Origin of the sequence: Bacillus sp. 220_BSPC, from assembly GCF_001054655.1 — a bacterium.
Classification (GTDB): Bacteria; Bacillota; Bacilli; order Bacillales; family DSM-1321; genus Peribacillus; species Peribacillus frigoritolerans.
The window spans coordinates 1-16750 of sequence record NZ_JVPL01000309.1; the positions used below are offsets into that span (position 1 = coordinate 1).

Sequence of the window (16750 nt, forward strand, 5' to 3'; positions counted from 1 at the left end):
ATGAGTCCTAGTTTCTTTACTCGCCGTTGAAACTCAGGGTGTGTATAATGAACGCCTTGATCTGAATGAATCATCGCTTCAGGATGAAGCAGTTCATCTAGTGAATCGGCGAGTTTTTCCAATGTCCGATAGACGATGTCATCTTGAGGCTTCTGGATAAGTGATAGGCAACGATTTCCCGTGTAACAGCGTTTTTGACACAAGAAAGATAAGCTGGCTGTCCAGAACCCCAATAGACGTAAGTGATATCCGTAAGAAAAGTTTTCCTAGGTTCTCCTTGGTTAAATTTCCTGTTTAAGAGGTTTGGAACGACTTTATGCTCATGGGTGGCTTTAGCCATTTTCTTATAGGGATTCGCTTGGCGAATTCTTGCCTTCAGGTTGAACTTATTCATAAGACGCCGAATCTTTTTGTGGTACATCGTGTTATGGGGTCTTGGTAAAGGCTGGCTATCATAACCTATATTGACTGTTTTGAGGAACGCGATTGTATTAGATTAATATAATAGATTTTAACCTTCACTAAAAATTTGGGGCTTACCTTTATGGGTAGCCCTTTTTCAGTAATAAAAAGAAAAAAATATAGGATTCCATATCATGCAGCATATATCTCGTTAGAATATTTATTATAAATAACCACTGTAAATCTAAGAACGGTTCCTTTTGTCCCAAATGTACTGCTACTCATAATTTTCTTGATTCTGTCTAGATTTCATTATGAGGAGTGGGGTGATGGTAAACAACTTATCTTTGCGTAAAATCTCTGTTTTACGAACAAATGGACATAGGAATAGATGTTTGGTATAATATTCATATTATCATTAGGGAGCGTGTCTTATGAAAACAGAGATGTTTCAAAGTATTCAAGAATTCCTAATAGGCAAAATAGACCCTTCTTTTATTATAGTCTTTGGTTCTTACTCGAAGAACACTACACATAGAGACAGTGACATTGATGTGGCGTTCTACAGTCAAGATTCTTCACATTATTTTACATACGAGATATTTTTATTGGCTCAGGAACTAGCTGATATCCTTAAAATAGATGTGGACCTGGTTAATCTGAGGACAGCATCAACCGTTTTCCAGGCACAGATTTATACAACCGGTACTGTGATTTATTCTAAAGACGATAACCTACTTAAAAACCAACAAATGACTGCTCTAAGCATGTACGCTAAATTGAACGAGGAACGCGAAAATATAATGAAAAAAATAGGAGAAAGTGGGACCATTTATGAAGAATGATGTGATATTGAACAAAATCAGTGTAATAGAACGTTGCATGAACCGCGTTTGCGAAGTATATGCCAACGATGCTAGAAGTCTAAAAGACTTTACTAAACAAGACTCCATCATACTCAATATTCAAAGGGCATGCGAAGCGTCAATTGACTTGGCTATGCATATTGTAGCTGAACAGAAATTGGGATTGCCTCAAACCAGCAGAGATGCCTTTGATATGCTTCACAAGGCTTTAATTATTGACGAAAATACTGCCAAACGGTTAAAGGCCATGGTGGGTTTCAGGAACATAGCTGTTCATGATTATCAGACGGTGAATATAGACATTTTGCAGCAAATTGTTGAAAACCATCTTGGAGATTTTACCGACTATACAAAACAAATCCTTAAATTCTAATAAAGGGGTTTTATGATGAAATACAAAATCCGGGTTTATTATCTCCATACAAATAAAGAAACAATCAAGGTAGATGAAGTTTTTGAAACTAAAGATGCTGCTGAAGCTGCTATTGAAAATTAAAAACTTCAAAATCCAGAAAAATATGAGTATGTAAAAATTCCTGTGAAAAATTAATTGTTTTAGTCCTCCCTCACGTATGGGATGTTAATCAATGTAAAAACCATAATATTATTATGTAAACAATTATTCGTAAAAATTGAATTTTACGCATAGATTAAAGTGAAAAAAGGAGTAAAACAATGGCCAATACCAGACAACATCAAGTCCATGAGCAGAAATTGGAACAGCTGGTTAAGTCCATGCCTTTCTATATCGTTGAATATGTTGACAATAAATTGGATACCCGGTCCCCTTCCACCCTCCTGAATTACGTTCTTGATTATAAAATATTTTTGGAGTGGCTGATTGCGGAAGGCATTGCTGAGCAGGAGCATATTAAGGATATTCCCCTGTCCGTGCTGGAAAAGTTGAGGTTGATCGAAGCTCAATCCTTTATCAAATTTTTGGAACGGAGAAACATCCCCATCAATAAGCAGGAAACAAAAAAAGCGGAAAAGGTATCCGTCAATCGGAAAATTTCAGCATTACGTTCCCTTTTCAAATATTTAACGACACAGACAGAAAATGAAGATGGCGAACCCTACTTCTATCGGAATGTCATGTTGAAAATTGAAGTGAATAAAGTGAAAGAAACATTGGGGGCACGTGCTTCCAGAATATCAACAAAGATTTTCCACAATGATGAGGATGCTCGGTTTCTTGAATTCGTGAAGCATGACTATGAAAGAGAGCTACCTGAAAAGTCCAGAAAACTCATATACTTTAAAAGGGACAAGGAACGTGATTTTGCAATTTTATCCCTCTTCTTAGGAAGTGGCATCAGGGTGAATGAGTTATCCAACTTGAGGCTGCGTGACTTGGATTTCGAGGAAAAACAAATACATGTTTTACGTAAGGGTGGAAAAAAGGATGTAGTGGCAGTTTCTCCTCCGTCCATGCAGGACATAAAAGATTACCTAGCTGTGCGAACGGAACGTTATAGTGGTTCAAACGATGATACGGCTTATGTATTCTTGACTAGGGTGAATGATGGAGCGACCCCTCTTTCCAACCGAGCCATAGAGGCTCTAGTAAAGAAGTACACGAAGGCTTTTAAGTCCAATAAATCGATGTCGCCACACAAACTAAGGCATACCTATGGGACGAATTTAATGGAACAATCAGGAGATATTCATTTGCTGATGACTCAACTGGGTCATACGTCGACCACAACGGCTGCCCTCTATACAAACCCTGAACAGGAGAAGGCTAAAAAGGCTGCGAAACAGCTGGGTGAGAGAAGAACCAATTATCGTGAAAAGGATTAAAAAAGGAGAAGATTTCTAGTCTTCGCCTTTTTTTATTTTTCTTTGATTTATTTCATTATCAAGCCAATCTAGATATCCTGAGAAATCGGCATGTTCGGCCGAATTGCCTTCCCTTAAACTAATGGGCAATCGGCTTTTTCTATGTCTTCATACTTCCTAAAACAGCCATTTCACTGGTCATAACTCATGCCTCATAAATTGGATCTCCGTGAACTAATATTCTGCCTTTTGCTCATAATATTCCTTTAAAGGGAAACTCTATAATCAAAATAAACTTCTATAGGTTGGAGGCTGTCAGAATGAAGGTTTTATCAATGATCCAGCCGTGGGCAAGCCTTTTTGTCCTTAGAGAGGCAACATATGAAACAAGGTCATGGAGAACGAATTATCGGGGGCCACTTGCCATTCACACAAGTAAAAAAATAGATAAAGACGTCTCTAACCATATAGCCATAAAGTCGTTGCTTGGTAAGCACGGATACACACCAGAGAGTCTTCCAACTGGCCAGATCATTGCTGTATGCAAACTTGTAGATTGTTTGAAGATAACTGAAAACAATAAGACATGGGCCATTCTGGAGGATGGTCGAATCGTATCAGGGAATGACTATTTTATGGGTAACTTTATAGTGGGAGGTTATGCTTGGGTAGTTGAGGATATGCAGATGCTGGATGAATTTATTCCAGCAAAGGGAAAGCTAGGATTATGGGAGCATGTTTTAATTTTATAGGAGCTGATACATTGCACACGATGCGCTGAATCAGCTCCTTCAGGAACCCACTTGTCTATTTAGAACTTTATTAAACCAGTTATAGTCATTATATAAAGATTGGAATGAATTCCAATAGTGTTTATCTAACCTGCAGTAAAAGCGCTCCAAGTTAAATATAGAACGCTTTTTGATCTATCTGTGTTCTGTTTCTGTGTATTCCTTTTCTAAATCTAAATAAGAATTTATCAGATTACGGTCACCCAATTTAAAAAGAGACATATCAATACGACCATGCTTATTAAACCATTTTTGTACTTCATGGTTTTTTTCAAACTCATCCTCAATTTGGAGAATAATTCTTAGGTCAAAATACATTGACCCTAATATGCCCTCTAAGCTCTCCTTCACCTGAGCATAAAAATTATTAAGCTTATTATTTCTTTTTTTATATAAATATGCTAATGATGCTGCAACAATTGCTACCAATATAGGGAGATACTCTTTAGTTAAGGTCATAAAGTAAAAGCCATCACCTCGTCGCTAGATATTTCTTTATTCATTCTTGTTTAACAAGTTGTAGTTTTTTAATATCTTCCTCTAAAGCCAAGCTGTGCATTTTACGATGACAATTTGGACATAGTGCTACACAATTTTCAATGATATCTAATCCACCTTCTGATAACCATTCAATATGATGGCATTCTAAATAAGGCACACCAAATGAATCCTTAAATGGAGCATCTTGCTCACATAATTGGCATTTTCCATTAGCTAAAAGTTTTATATAAGCTGCTATATACTCATTCCTCTCATATACACGTGTTTTTACTACTTTTCGTTCAGATTGCTGGCCTTTTTTATTATTGTTATTCAGATTTATGTTTCTTTTTGAAGATTCTTCTGCTAATCGCTTAATAACTTCTTCATCAACAATCTGCTGTTTTTTTTGACTTTCTATCTCTGTATTTCGTAAATCAGGCTCTTCAAATATTTTTTCACCATTTACTACTTCCAAAGGAAATTTATAAACTAGACGTCCATTCTCTTTTTCAAAGTATTCAGGACCATTCATTTGAACAATACCTATAAATTTATGTAACTTTAATTTTCTTTTATCACGAATACTCTTATGCGTTTCAAACAGGAACACTTCCGTTAAAGCTTTACTATGGTATGTCTCTGCAAGTACTTTATTAGCATTCCCTTCAAGTATTTGATCACCTTCTTGTCCCATCCCTGTATAATGTAACTTTCCGTTAATCCAACGATCTTGATAAGGGTTACGGGTATTTGTTTTATCTGTGAATAAAGCAAGTGTACCTGTAATATGTGACCTTCTCATACCACCTTGACCTGAGCAACCTAGACGATCGACAATTTCTTGATTCAAATAGCTTTTTCCAACTTCGAATTGTTCTTTTGCTTTTTGCTGACGTTGTTGTTGCCATTCTACAACTCTACTTTTTGGGAAGCTTATTTCTTTTCCTTCTTTATTGTGTGGCATTCCAAACTTCATATATTTATTGACATCTGCACTTTTAATCGTGAATAACTTATAAATTTGTTCTTTTGTTAAATACCTGTTATTACTCACAAATATCATCCTCTTTTATATACTTATATATAATAATATTAACGAAATTCAAGGAAATTTCGCCTAGAATATGAATAAAACTATAAAGGAACTTTTCAAGAAACGAGCTTTCCTAATAGTTACTTATTTAAACAACCTAGTAAAACAAATATGTGGTTAACCTACATTAACCTAGTTAACCACATATCTCCTAATATTTATTTAGTTAACAATCCCTTATCTTATAATTCAAACCTTATAAACTTCAAGGGTTGCAGGGAGTTATTACATCATGCCGCCCATTCCGCCCATGGATTGTGAGGTGTCACGTGAGAACGTCATACAATCTAACCTTAATTAAAACCACATAATAGACCGTTTGTTCCATTCTAAATATTCACTCAACAATATATAAAAATATCCATATCGGTATCGACACCCAGGGTGTTTTCTATTAAACCAATCGTTATTAAAAAGCATTGAGCTTATTACACAAACGCGCCCTTTTCCGGAATACAAAAAAGATTACCACTACCTATTTCACAAAGGTTTTACTTTCTTCAACTACCAGCTGGATATTATACTTTCTTATTCTCCTCATGAGTAATGATTGCGTAACACCTAAAAATTTTGCGGCTTTTCTTGTGGAGTTTCCTTTTTCTATGGCATCTATGATCATCTTCTTTTCCATTTCTTCCAGTATCTCTGGCATAGTCGCTTTATTTGAATGATATGGTACACTGGAAGTGATGTTTTGTTTCATCATTTTCTGGGGTAGGTCTTTATCTTCAATTAACTCGTCCTCTGACAAAATCACAAGACGCTCGATTAAATTTTCCAGCTCACGCACATTCCCAGGCCAATCATATTGCAAAAATGTTTTGACAACCCCATCTGAGAAGTGCTTTTTTTTATTATATTTATCATTAAACAGATTTAAATAATAAATGGCCAGATCCTCAATATCGTTACGGCTTTCACGTAAAGCCGGCATTTTCACTGTTAATACATTCATTCGATAAAATAAATCAGAACGGAAAGTACCTTCAGTTACCATATTTTCCAAATCTCGATTAGTCGCTGCAATAATTCGTACATCCGCATGTTGAGGTTCTCTGGCACCAATCGGCAAATATGTTTTCGATTGAAGAAAATGTAATATTTTTGCTTGCAAGTGTAACGGTATTTCGCCTATTTCATCCAAAAATAAAGTTCCGCCTTCTGCGGCTTTAATTAATCCCGGTTTCCCCTTCGAAGTTGCACCGGTGAAAGACCCTTTTTCATAGCCGAATAATTCAGACTCCAGCAAGGAATCGGGTATTGATGCAGAATTAATCTCTACGAAAGGCCCGGTTCTTCTTTTGCTTAGCGAATGAATCCTTTCCGCCGTAAGACTTTTACCCGAACCAGTCTCACCCACGATTAAGGACATTGTGTCTACTGCGGCAATCTTTTCAATAATTTTATTAGCCGTAACGCGGCTATTGCTTTTCCAACCAAAATTGATATATTCAACTCCTTTCCTATTTTCTCTCACATTTGCAAGCTTTCTAATATAAGTACTGTATTTATCCAATAACTCTTCAATTTCCTGAAGCTTCGTTGCGTTTTTTACTACTTCTGTAATATCTCTGCTATGAGCGACAGCGGCAATGACTCTCCCTTCTTTATTTTTAACCAAATGACCTGTTGCAATATATCGTCTTCCTTCGGCAACTTCTTGTACAACACTAACATTTTTACCTTCTTCCAGGGCCTTACGGATTACAGATGGTTTATATACGCCTTCCCTTTCTAAATCCCTAACATTCCTTCCAATAATTACACTCCTCGGAAGACAGAACATCGTTTCACTCACGGTATTAATCCACAATGTTGTTCCTTCCTGATCTGTAATATAGATTGCATCATTAATAGATTCCAAAATGCCAATAAATAATTCTGGATTTTGATGAAATAAGTCAAACAACCTCTCCAAATCTATTCCTCCATTCCTATTTATTGAGTCTATTTCGATTCGACTATATTAGAATGGCAAAAATATTAAAAATAATCGAGTTGATAACGAATCAGTCGAGTTGATTTGTGAAAATTTTACCCCTTTTTTTCGAAATTTTCTATTAATTTTTCAAAAAAACACATGAAAAAACAGACTTATATCTTCTTTATTTTTGGCATGATTTTTGCATTTTTAAATGACAGGAGGTGATATGTGATGAAAACTGAGAAATTTCCAAATCGCTCAATAAGACCAAACATAAGGGAAGATTTTTACAAAATTAATAAAGAACGGCTCCTTTCCACTATAAATACGAGTGCTAACTATGGGGCTCTACCTAACGGGGGACTATGCAGATTGGCTCTTAGTGAAGATGATCGAAAAATAAGAGATATATTTATGGAATGGATGAAGGAATGCCGACTTGACATCCGCATTGATGATGTAGGCAATATGTACGGACGCCGACCGGGTAAGAATCCCGATGCACATCCTGTTGTATTGGGATCGCATCTTGATACTCAGCCAATTGGCGGAAGATACGACGGAATTCTAGGGGTAATGGGGGCACTCGAAGTAGTTAGGACACTGAATGATTATGGAATTGAGACTGAAAGACCTATTGAAATTGTAAACTTTACAAATGAAGAAGGAGCAAGATTTATACCATCCATGCTCGGATCAGGAATTGTAGCCAATGCCATTACACAAGGTGAAGTATTAAAGATTGTAGATAAAGATCATTTGAAATTTGTAGATGAATTAAAAACAATCGGGTATAAAGGTTCTTCTGAAAATAGGTTAAAAGAAATGTATTGTTATTTTGAACTGCACATTGAGCAAGGTCCTATTCTTGAAGCAAACCGTCAAAGTATTGGTGCCGTCACAGGTATTCAAGGTATCAGTACCCTTGAAGTCGTCATTACCGGTCGGACAAGTCATGCGGGTACGACCCCGATGGAGAACAGGAACGATGCCATGTTGAGTGCGGCAAAGATGATCCAAGATGTTTACAAGTCATATGAAAACTTTCCCGGATCGTTGATTACTATTGGTCAGATTCAGTCTCTTCCAAACGTCACGAATTCGGTAGCGGGTCAAGTGGTTTTCTCAATTGACATTCGTCACCCTGAAGATGCAATCAGGATGCTGATTACAAAGGAACTGAAAGAAAGGCTAAGTACAACGGCACTCATTAATAAGATGGATCTTCTTATCAAAGATCTTATGGAAGTAAAAGCCGAAAAATTTTCTGGAAAAATTGTACGCGAAATCCAATTGGCAGCGAATAAGCTCGGCTATAGTTCAATGAAGTTAATCAGCGGAGCAGGCCATGATGCCAAATTTATGAACCAAATGGCCCCTACGGGAATGATATTCATCCCAAGTATTGGCGGGGTCAGCCATTGTGAAGAGGAATTCAGCACAGATGACGATATAGAAAAAGGAGTACAGGTATTGCTTGAACTAGTACTTCGATTTGCAAACCGGAAAGACAGACTTCAAAGGTAAGGAGAAAGAACGGTATGAAAACAGAAATCGATTTGATATTTGAAAACGTATCCGATCAGATAGATAAGTCATGGGAGGAAGAAATCGGCTTTTTGCAAAAGCTTTGTCAATTCCCCTCAACGCTTGGCAACGAAGCACCTATCCAACACTTCATCGCTGATTTTTTGGAAAAAGAGCTAGATTTATCTGTATCAAAAGTGATTCCCGATCCCGAAAAGCTATCCTCACATCCTGGTTACTCGGAACCTGAATGGACATATGATGAAAGGCCTGTTGTCATTGGAGAATATCGTGCAGAAGGCGACAAGAAAGGTAAAAGTGTTATCTTTCAAGGGCATATAGACGTTGTCAGTCCAGAACCTGTTTCTTTTTGGGAACATGATCCATGGGGTGCCGAAATCGTCGGAAATAAAATGTACGGCCGTGGAACAGCTGATATGAAATCAGGCGTGGCTGCTATGATCTTTGCGTTAAAAGCGGTGCGCGATGCAGGAATCAAGCTTTCATCCAACGTCATTATCAAAACAGTAACAGAAGAAGAGTGTACGGGAAATGGTGCACTTTCAGCGATAGAAGAAGGATTTAAAGCAGATGCCGCCCTTATTCCCGAACCCGTACTTGGACAAAAAGGGCTAATCGCTCAGGTTGGCGTGATATGGGTCAGGGTTAAAGTCAATGGTTTAGGTGCACATACTGAAAAGGCTGACAAAGCTGTAAACTCAATTATTGAAAGTTATAAAATGATCAATGCTCTTCTGGATTATGAAAAAGAATTGAACAGCCAGAAAAGGCACAAGGATTTTGCTGAGCACCCTCATCCATATAACATCAATATTGGAAAAATCCATTCAGGAGATTGGCCTTCAACTGTTCCTTCCGAATGTACTGTTGAAGCAAGAGTTGGATTTCCGCCGGGGGTTAACCCGCAGGATGTAAAGGACAATTTAAAGTCATATTTGTTAGCTGCTGCGGAAAAGGATGAGTGGTTAAGTGAAAATCCGCCGGAAATTACATTTTACGGCTTTCATGCAGAAGGATTTTCAATTGATCCGAATCAAGAGTTATTTGATGTTTTAAACGTGGCGCATATGGCCGTTGAAGAAAAGCCGCTGGAAGTTGGATCCTTCACAGCCACGACTGATGCAAGATTTTATAACCTATACTATGACATTCCTGCCACTTGCTATGGCCCGACAGGAGAGGGGCTTCACGCTCCGAATGAGTGGGTTGACCTTGACAGTGTCAAAAGGGTGACAAAAACATATGCTGCCTTTCTGTTGAAATGGTGCGGTTATAGTAATGTTATTATTGAGAAGTGAGTAGCATCGGAAAGCCGATGAGTTAAGTCTTATAGTATTTAATATATATAGCATGATACTTTAATTGTATACGAACATTGGTATTATGAAATTTTTTGTAATAAAAATTTAAATAAAGTGACGGTGAGAAAAAATGGCAAATGAATTGAATTACGACAATATGACTGAAGAACAGCGAAAGAAGCAAGCTAAAAAAGCTGCCCTTGCCAGCATAGTTGGAACATCTATAGAATGGTATGATTTCTTTCTTTACGGAACGATGGCTGCTTTAGTATTTCCAAAATTGTTTTTTCCGGAATCAGATCCATACATTGGGTTAATACAATCATTCGCTACAATGTTTATAGGATTCCTTGCACGTCCGCTTGGAGCTGCTTTTTTCGGTAGTTATGGGGATCGCATTGGACGAAAAGCAACGTTAGTAACTACTCTTTTGTTAATGGGGATAAGTAGTACGCTCATTGGATTATTACCTACATACGAAAATGCAGGTATTATTGTATCTATTCTGTTAGTATTCTTGCGCTTTTGCCAAGGTTTAGGTGCCGGTGGTGAATGGGGAGGTTCAGTTGTACTATCTGTAGAATGGAGCTCTAAGAAAAGCAGGGGTTTAATGGGAAGTATGACACAAATTGCATCCCCCATTGCATTACTCCTATCTTCAGGAGTTGTCTCACTCACAATCTTTTTAACAGGAGATAATTTTTATACTTGGGGATGGAGAATTCCATTTTTGATTAGTATTGTGCTTGTTATGATCGGTTTTATTATCCGACGTGGGGTGGCAGATTCACCTCAATTTACAAAAATGAAGAAAGAAAATCGACTAGCAAATAAACCAGTTATAGAAGTTTTCAAGAAATATCCTAAAGTATTATTACTGGTTATTTTATCCAGTTTAGCACAAGGTATTCCTTTCTATGTTTTTACTACTTTTGCTATAAGCTATGGGACGGAATATCTACAATTAGATAAACAGTTTCTAACTAATACCATCTTATTAGTAGCAATAGTCGAGATCATCGTGATCCTCTATGCGGCACATTTATCAGACAAATATAATAGGAAAGTCGTATTTTATATTGGAAGTTTATTGACCATTTTAGTTGCATTCCCATTCTTCTGGCTTATGGATACAAAGATAACAGTATTGGTTGTTGTAGCAATGTGCGTATCTATTCTTGGTGCTGGAGCAGTATATGGACCTTTAGCAGCAATGATTGCAGAGTGTTTTCCGGCCAATCTAAGGTATAGCGGAACGTCACTAGGCTATCAGCTTTCAGCTGCAATCCAAGGTTTATCTCCATTACTATGTGTGTATTTATTAAATACCTTTAGTAGTTCTGTTCCGATCAGTATTTATCTTATTGTCGCTTGTCTAATTTCTATCGTGGCCGTTTCCATGTTAGGGAAGAATACAAACCAAATAGATATGGATAAAGCTAGTTAATTTAAACGGAGCAAAACAAAAATTCCCGTGAGTTCACTTCTAACATAGGATTCTATATTTGAGAACGTTTAAAGAAAATTTCAACCAGGGAAATACCAAAATTAATACCTTTTCCAATCCATGGGGCTGTTTAAAAGGCCCCTTTTTTCTTTAACAATTTTACAAAAACCAAATATGAACAGCTCTATCCCTTTTTATCTTCGTCCTTTTTTAACAACTTCATAGTACACCTCTTTAAATTAATGCTACTATTATTCCATGGAGGTGAGGGGTAATAGTTACGGTTATTCATAGTTTACAATTTATTTAGTTTACATAAGATAAATTATAAGAAGTTAATAGTACACAAAAAAATCTGTCTCAAAACTACAAGTAATCTTTTGACTGCCAATATGGAAGAAAAGGCCTCCCAACAGTTTAGCAAACTGATGAAAGACCTTCTCCTATAGTTAACTTTTTGTCATAGGTTGCCATGTTTTTTATAAAACGAGGACAAATCCGAGGACAAGAAAAGCATATTATCATTTTAGACGTTGATATAAAAGGTTTTAAAACCCTAATTACATCATGCCGCCCACAGTCTTCTAGAGTGTAATATTGTTAACATTAAGTGCGGAAAGTGCGGTAAATCAACGTTTTGGATGTTTTTGGTTGTAACATCTTTAACGGGGGTTTACCGTTTTTCGGGGGAGGACGTTAGCAAAATGTTAGCATGTTGAGAAATACACTTTAGACTAAACAACTTTATTTAACTTTATTTAAACCTGAAATACGAGGCGCGAAACAAGAATGTCAATTAATTCATGCTGAGTACAAAGGCATGATATCAGTAGGAGAGCTGATTGAAGATTTTGTTGATACTGGTGATGAAATTATAAACAACTTCATCTAATGGTAGCAAAAATTTAAGAGTGCGATATTGGCTATTTTCACACTCTAACCGTATCGCTATATTTTCAAATATATATTGCCAGTCAATGCCCTACTATACCTTAGAACAGACTATCTTATGTAATTATTTATACTTACTTTTTAAGAACTCACTTTGTTTACCCAGCCGCTTCCTAAAAAGATTCATTTCTGTTTCTGAGACAAATTTTCCTAATTCAAGTAAATTATATTCTTGAACCATCGACCATACTTCAACTTCATCTTCTACTACTGCGTTGTTTAATGAACTGCGAATACGATCTCTATCCTGTTCATTAAAATCCTCCAACAATTGTACAAGTCTTTCAAGTAGAATTATTGACTCTTCATCTAGCCCCTCAAATTTTTCACTTAGCTCATCTTGGATAATGTCTAGCTTTGCCTCTAAAATTTTTAAATCAAATTCAGCAATTTTTGCTTGGTTTTCAGAAAGAATGCTGTTAGGATTTTCCTCTTCAAAGTCAAGACTTTCAAGCCCATTGATTTGCTCTTCCTTATCTAAGATAAGTTCCTCCAGTTCTTCCACCTCATTGATAAGCAAATCTCTTCTCTTAATCTCCTGATTTAGTAGTTTTTCTAAATCACCGGAGATACCTGTATCAATTTCCCATGTTCTTTCATCATATTCTATGATATTAATAACTATTTTCTTAATATAAATAATAAAATATAATAGATAATTTCCTTTATTTAGTGTATTTTCTAATTTACTAATAACCTCTTTAATCTCGTGAATGGAATTTTCAATATTACCCCAGACTCTTTTCGTAACCTCTTCTTCTAACATTTCATCATTAATTATTGGTTTCATTACAGTTTCATACTCTAAATTTAGTTCAGGTCCCTTAATATATGTAGAATAATTCATTAAGTTTTCTAGATAGCCATGTAATTTCTCAGATAGTAGTGAATTTGACTCTAACACCATCCCCGCTTCAAATTTAAAATATGATCCAAAGTTTGCAGAACCAATATAGCAGAGCTTGTCTGTTGCTATTATTTTGGAATGATTTATTGGACAAAGGTATAAAGTCATTCGGAATTTAAATTCATCGGGTAAAATTTTCTCCAATAATCCTAGTTCCAATGTTAAATTATTAACAACTAAGTGAACTTCAGCCCACGAAGGAATCTGATTCAAATATTTTAACATTTCTTCAGTCATACTATATGTAAAAATATAGATTTTATTAGACTCCTTAAAAGTAGATAATACCTTCTCTATATTTTTAAAATTTTGAGTGAATATTATATTACCTTTTATTTCTTCAAGTGCAAGGCTTTCATTAACCTTTTTTATCATGATATCCCTCCTATTGATTTTACTCATGAGAGTGCGATAATGTTAATTTCGCACTCAAGATTATTTTAGAAACAATTTAAATTTGGAATATAAATTTCAACATGACATCGTGCGCGCCGTAAGTAAATTAGATTGTGTAATGTCGTTAACGAGAGGTGCAAAAAGTGTGGTAAATCAACGTTATGGATATTGCTAGATGAATATCTTGATTGGGGATTTACCGTTTTCTATAAGGTCGCGTTAGCAGAATGTTATATCTGGACGGTTTCTTTACTTCAAAGAGAGTAAGTAAATAATAAGGATTTATTTTTTCCAAAAAAGCATCTCAGAAATTATACTATTTTAAATAGTCTATCAGTTCCAGCCCTTTTCTCAAATAAAGGGGATGTCTTGGATGACCCTTTTTAGACTTAATAATACATTTGGGTTGGTACTCTTTCAGCCTATCAATAATAAATTGATCCCTTCCATAGAAATGACCATAGTCTGCTCCCCATGCAAAAACAATCTCATCTGATTCAGGTATGATTATATCTATGATTTCATCATTCCTCTCACCAACAGGATCATTAACTACTAACAGTTCATCTGGATTGGGAGTAATATACGCAAATAGATTTAGGATAGTCATACCCCCAAACCCCCATCTTTGTGCAAAATCCACACATCGATTGAGCGTTGGGTCACAGATTTCATAATCAGCAACGCTTGGATTGAGCATGATGAAAGTAACTATCTTTGTATTAGGTTTCCAGATACACTCTAGGACGTATCTATATTTAGGATTATTGTCATCATCAAATACCACTTCAACCAATTCATCTTCCTTCCAATACCGATGACCGAGTTTCAACATAATAACTCTCCTTCCTTTATTACCAAAATACTAAATATTTGCTAAGCTAAATAAATATAATAAGTTGTGTTATAAAAGATAGTGGTTAACTTTTGTTTATCAGGAGTTGCGTCCATACACAATCTATAAACCACCCTCCAAAGGTTTGCAGTTCTGTAGATTTAAAAGCACATAATCAAAATCAAGAAAAACAAAGTCCAAATGGTTCGAAAGGTTCCTGGGAAATCGAAACTGGAACGCAAGAAGTTGCTTCTTCAATTGAACAAGAATTGGCACCACAACAACAAGAAGAAGGGCAAACAGGAAGAGGAAAAGTAATGGGATTACATGATCAAATGGCTCTGAATGGTGTCTCCGTTAATGGAAAACGGAGTGCAGCTGTAAACAGTCCACACTCCATTTCATTTGAATCGCCAAGCCAAATGAACAATGGCTATATACAAAAAAATGAGAAAATGTCAGGTGACTACGACAGTCCCAGTCCTTCATCACTTTCCTTTACACAATCAAATTCCCCTTTGGTTTCATCTGAAATGCAAGGAGAATCTAATATTAAAACACCAATACAAGAAAAAAGAACTGATCAAGAAACTCGTCATGTTGGAAGCATAATTTCTGATAATGTGCGGAACAGTCAATCAGTAAAAACGGTTAAACGCACCTATCAAATTGGTCAAAATACAGGCGAAAGTCTAAGAAACAACATTGCTAAATTCCGTCGAAAAAACCAATAAAAAAGTGAAATGAAAGAGAAGATTCCCTTCTCTTTTTTTAAATAACATTCAATTAAATAGGGGGACGCGAAGGGGACATTGATTAACATTTAGTGATATCACTAAATAACAGCTTTTTAATTATTATTTAAGACCCACTTCAGTCCATCTGAGAAAGTTCAGATATCCCACGTCAGCCCACCTATATCAATCAGGAGTCCCATCTCAGCCCATTTGAAAGAAATTAACGATATCATATAAAACACTAGGCTTTGCCTAGGATATCACCCTTGGTGATATCAATTTTTCCTTATGCTCTTTCTCACTCTATAGCCTTTAAATCCATATTTTGAGTTTTACCAAAAAGGAGAGTTAAACAATGGATATTTTTTTAAGAAAAATAGACCCAGTAGCAATGAAAAAAATCGATGAAATGGCAAAAAAAAAATCAATATCAAGACAAGAGTTTCTTAAATCAATTGTAGAAAAGGTAGCATATGAAAAAGAACAAAATGAAAAAGAGATGCAATGGAAATGATTATTTCAAAAAACATTTTAGTCATGGGGAAAATGACAGAGGCTGTTGAAAGGCTTGAGAATTTAATGTACGAACTCATGGAAGAATAATCAGCAATTTAAATCCTCTACAGAATCTGAATTTTGGAGATCCGATAAAAGTAAAGTTGTTTATTTCTTATTTAGCTAAAGGCGTAATATGTTTCCATTCTTCTCTTAAATTCCCCCCTAATTTACGAGGAAAATATAAATAAATGTATAAATATAATTAAGTATAATTTTGTTTACCTTGATTGGTTTTAGCCAGTCAAGATTTTTTTTAGATTGAAACATTTATGGTAATTTAAAATAAAGTTATTAAATAAGCGCTAATAGTTTTCAGTGTAGCACTATGTCCTTCCTAAAAATCCATGAAGATGTTTAAACATATGAAACAACTCTAACTAAACTATTTCCCCTTCGAATAGTTTAAAATCATCCTAATTGGACTTTCGTAAGATGTTAAAGTAAAGAACAGCCAACAAGAAGAAAATTTAAAACATTGTTTTTGTAAGCTGCATTCCACAAAGGCAGAATCATTATTTTTACTCCCTCTTATATCTTCCAAATTAATTAACCATTTCTACTCTTACCTAATTATATAAAATTTTTCATAAAAATCTTCCAGCCCTAATTAGGAAATTTATTATCAATAATGCTGTTGAAAATCATAGAGCTTTTTATGTTTTAACTATGAGAGAACATATTTCGCTCTAATATAAAACGTTTAATAATTTTAAACATTTCGCCTACTAG

Annotated in this window: 14 protein-coding genes and 1 pseudogene; 9 read left to right on the top strand and 6 right to left on the bottom strand. The window is 35.6% G+C overall.

Features of this window, described 5'->3' with window-relative positions; genetic code table 11:
• A pseudogene (locus tag ADA55_RS30850) lies at window positions 1–421 on the bottom strand (DDE-type integrase/transposase/recombinase); the annotation flags it as partial.
• Between the two features lie 415 nt (window positions 422–836).
• On the opposite strand from ADA55_RS30850, the gene mntA reads away from it, so the two are divergent.
• From mntA to ADA55_RS25880, 4 genes are all read left to right on the top strand, one after another.
• On the top strand, window positions 837–1247 hold the full coding sequence (gene mntA / locus ADA55_RS25865; RefSeq protein ID WP_048689184.1) for a type VII toxin-antitoxin system MntA family adenylyltransferase antitoxin: 411 nt from the start codon (window positions 837–839) through the stop codon (window positions 1245–1247).
• Window positions 1237–1641 (top strand): type VII toxin-antitoxin system HepT family RNase toxin, encoded by a 405-nt coding sequence (hepT, locus tag ADA55_RS25870; RefSeq protein ID WP_048689187.1) that lies wholly within the window; start codon window positions 1237–1239, stop codon window positions 1639–1641. The genes mntA and hepT overlap by 11 nt, the downstream gene beginning before the upstream one ends.
• Before the next feature lie 302 nt (window positions 1642–1943).
• Entirely contained in the window at window positions 1944–3071 is a 1128-nt protein-coding gene (xerS, locus tag ADA55_RS25875) for a tyrosine recombinase XerS (protein ID WP_048689190.1), read from the top strand.
• A gap of 299 nt (window positions 3072–3370) precedes the next feature.
• A complete protein-coding gene (locus ADA55_RS25880) occupies window positions 3371–3802 on the top strand; it encodes an ASCH domain-containing protein (protein ID WP_048689193.1) in 432 nt (143 codons plus the stop codon).
• Between the two features lie 174 nt (window positions 3803–3976).
• Here the strand turns inward: ADA55_RS25880 and ADA55_RS25885 are convergent, their stop codons facing one another.
• The 3 genes from ADA55_RS25885 to ADA55_RS25895 form a co-directional block, all read right to left on the bottom strand.
• Window positions 3977–4300 (bottom strand): hypothetical protein, encoded by a 324-nt coding sequence (locus ADA55_RS25885; protein ID WP_048689196.1) that lies wholly within the window; start codon window positions 4298–4300, stop codon window positions 3977–3979.
• Window positions 4301–4340: 40 nt separating this feature from the next.
• Window positions 4341–5378, bottom strand: a complete 1038-nt coding sequence (locus tag ADA55_RS25890; protein ID WP_202815375.1) for an HNH endonuclease — start codon at window positions 5376–5378, stop codon at window positions 4341–4343.
• Window positions 5379–5892: 514 nt separating this feature from the next.
• Window positions 5893–7326, bottom strand: coding sequence for a sigma-54 interaction domain-containing protein (locus ADA55_RS25895; RefSeq protein WP_065421233.1), 1434 nt, complete (start codon window positions 7324–7326; stop codon window positions 5893–5895).
• 246 nt (window positions 7327–7572) lie between these two features.
• Between ADA55_RS25895 and ADA55_RS25900 the strand changes: the two genes are divergently transcribed.
• The 3 genes from ADA55_RS25900 (at window position 7573) to ADA55_RS25910 (ending at window position 11637) form a co-directional block, all read left to right on the top strand.
• Window positions 7573–8868 (top strand): M20 family metallo-hydrolase, encoded by a 1296-nt coding sequence (locus ADA55_RS25900; protein WP_081088647.1) that lies wholly within the window; start codon window positions 7573–7575, stop codon window positions 8866–8868.
• 14 nt (window positions 8869–8882) lie between these two features.
• A complete protein-coding gene (locus tag ADA55_RS25905; RefSeq protein ID WP_048689204.1) occupies window positions 8883–10187 on the top strand; it encodes an ArgE/DapE family deacylase in 1305 nt (434 codons plus the stop codon).
• Between the two features lie 133 nt (window positions 10188–10320).
• Complete coding sequence (locus ADA55_RS25910) at window positions 10321–11637, top strand: MFS transporter (RefSeq protein WP_048689205.1); 1317 nt, start codon at window positions 10321–10323, stop codon at window positions 11635–11637.
• Window positions 11638–12652: 1015 nt separating this feature from the next.
• Here ADA55_RS25910 and ADA55_RS25915 read toward each other — a convergent pair.
• Window positions 12653–13870, bottom strand: coding sequence for a hypothetical protein (locus ADA55_RS25915; RefSeq protein WP_048689207.1), 1218 nt, complete (start codon window positions 13868–13870; stop codon window positions 12653–12655).
• Between the two features lie 337 nt (window positions 13871–14207).
• Window positions 14208–14726: a DUF1643 domain-containing protein gene (locus ADA55_RS25920; protein WP_048689209.1), complete on the bottom strand. Its 519-nt coding sequence runs from the start codon at window positions 14724–14726 to the stop codon at window positions 14208–14210.
• A 92-nt stretch (window positions 14727–14818) separates the two neighbouring features.
• On the opposite strand from ADA55_RS25920, the gene ADA55_RS25925 reads away from it, so the two are divergent.
• Window positions 14819–15460, top strand: coding sequence for a hypothetical protein (locus ADA55_RS25925; RefSeq protein WP_048689212.1), 642 nt, complete (start codon window positions 14819–14821; stop codon window positions 15458–15460).
• Between the two features lie 358 nt (window positions 15461–15818).
• A complete protein-coding gene (locus ADA55_RS29750; RefSeq protein WP_153246177.1) occupies window positions 15819–15977 on the top strand; it encodes a hypothetical protein in 159 nt (52 codons plus the stop codon).
• Window positions 15978–16750: the final 773 nt, after the last annotated feature.

What these genes read in the sequence shown, in the direction of transcription:
- mntA (WP_048689184.1), top strand. Translation starts at nt 837, where the DNA reads ATGAAAACAGAGATGTTTCAAAGTATTCAAGAATTCCTAATAGGCAAA.
- hepT (WP_048689187.1), top strand. Translation starts at nt 1,237, where the DNA reads ATGAAGAATGATGTGATATTGAACAAAATCAGTGTAATAGAACGTTGC.
- xerS (WP_048689190.1), top strand. Translation starts at nt 1,944, where the DNA reads ATGGCCAATACCAGACAACATCAAGTCCATGAGCAGAAATTGGAACAG.
- ADA55_RS25880 (WP_048689193.1), top strand. Translation starts at nt 3,371, where the DNA reads ATGAAGGTTTTATCAATGATCCAGCCGTGGGCAAGCCTTTTTGTCCTT.
- ADA55_RS25885 (WP_048689196.1), bottom strand. Translation starts at nt 4,300, where the DNA reads ATGACCTTAACTAAAGAGTATCTCCCTATATTGGTAGCAATTGTTGCA.
- ADA55_RS25900 (WP_081088647.1), top strand. Translation starts at nt 7,573, where the DNA reads ATGAAAACTGAGAAATTTCCAAATCGCTCAATAAGACCAAACATAAGG.
- ADA55_RS25905 (WP_048689204.1), top strand. Translation starts at nt 8,883, where the DNA reads ATGAAAACAGAAATCGATTTGATATTTGAAAACGTATCCGATCAGATA.
- ADA55_RS25910 (WP_048689205.1), top strand. Translation starts at nt 10,321, where the DNA reads ATGGCAAATGAATTGAATTACGACAATATGACTGAAGAACAGCGAAAG.
- ADA55_RS25915 (WP_048689207.1), bottom strand. Translation starts at nt 13,870, where the DNA reads ATGATAAAAAAGGTTAATGAAAGCCTTGCACTTGAAGAAATAAAAGGT.
- ADA55_RS25920 (WP_048689209.1), bottom strand. Translation starts at nt 14,726, where the DNA reads ATGTTGAAACTCGGTCATCGGTATTGGAAGGAAGATGAATTGGTTGAA.
- ADA55_RS29750 (WP_153246177.1), top strand. Translation starts at nt 15,819, where the DNA reads ATGGATATTTTTTTAAGAAAAATAGACCCAGTAGCAATGAAAAAAATC.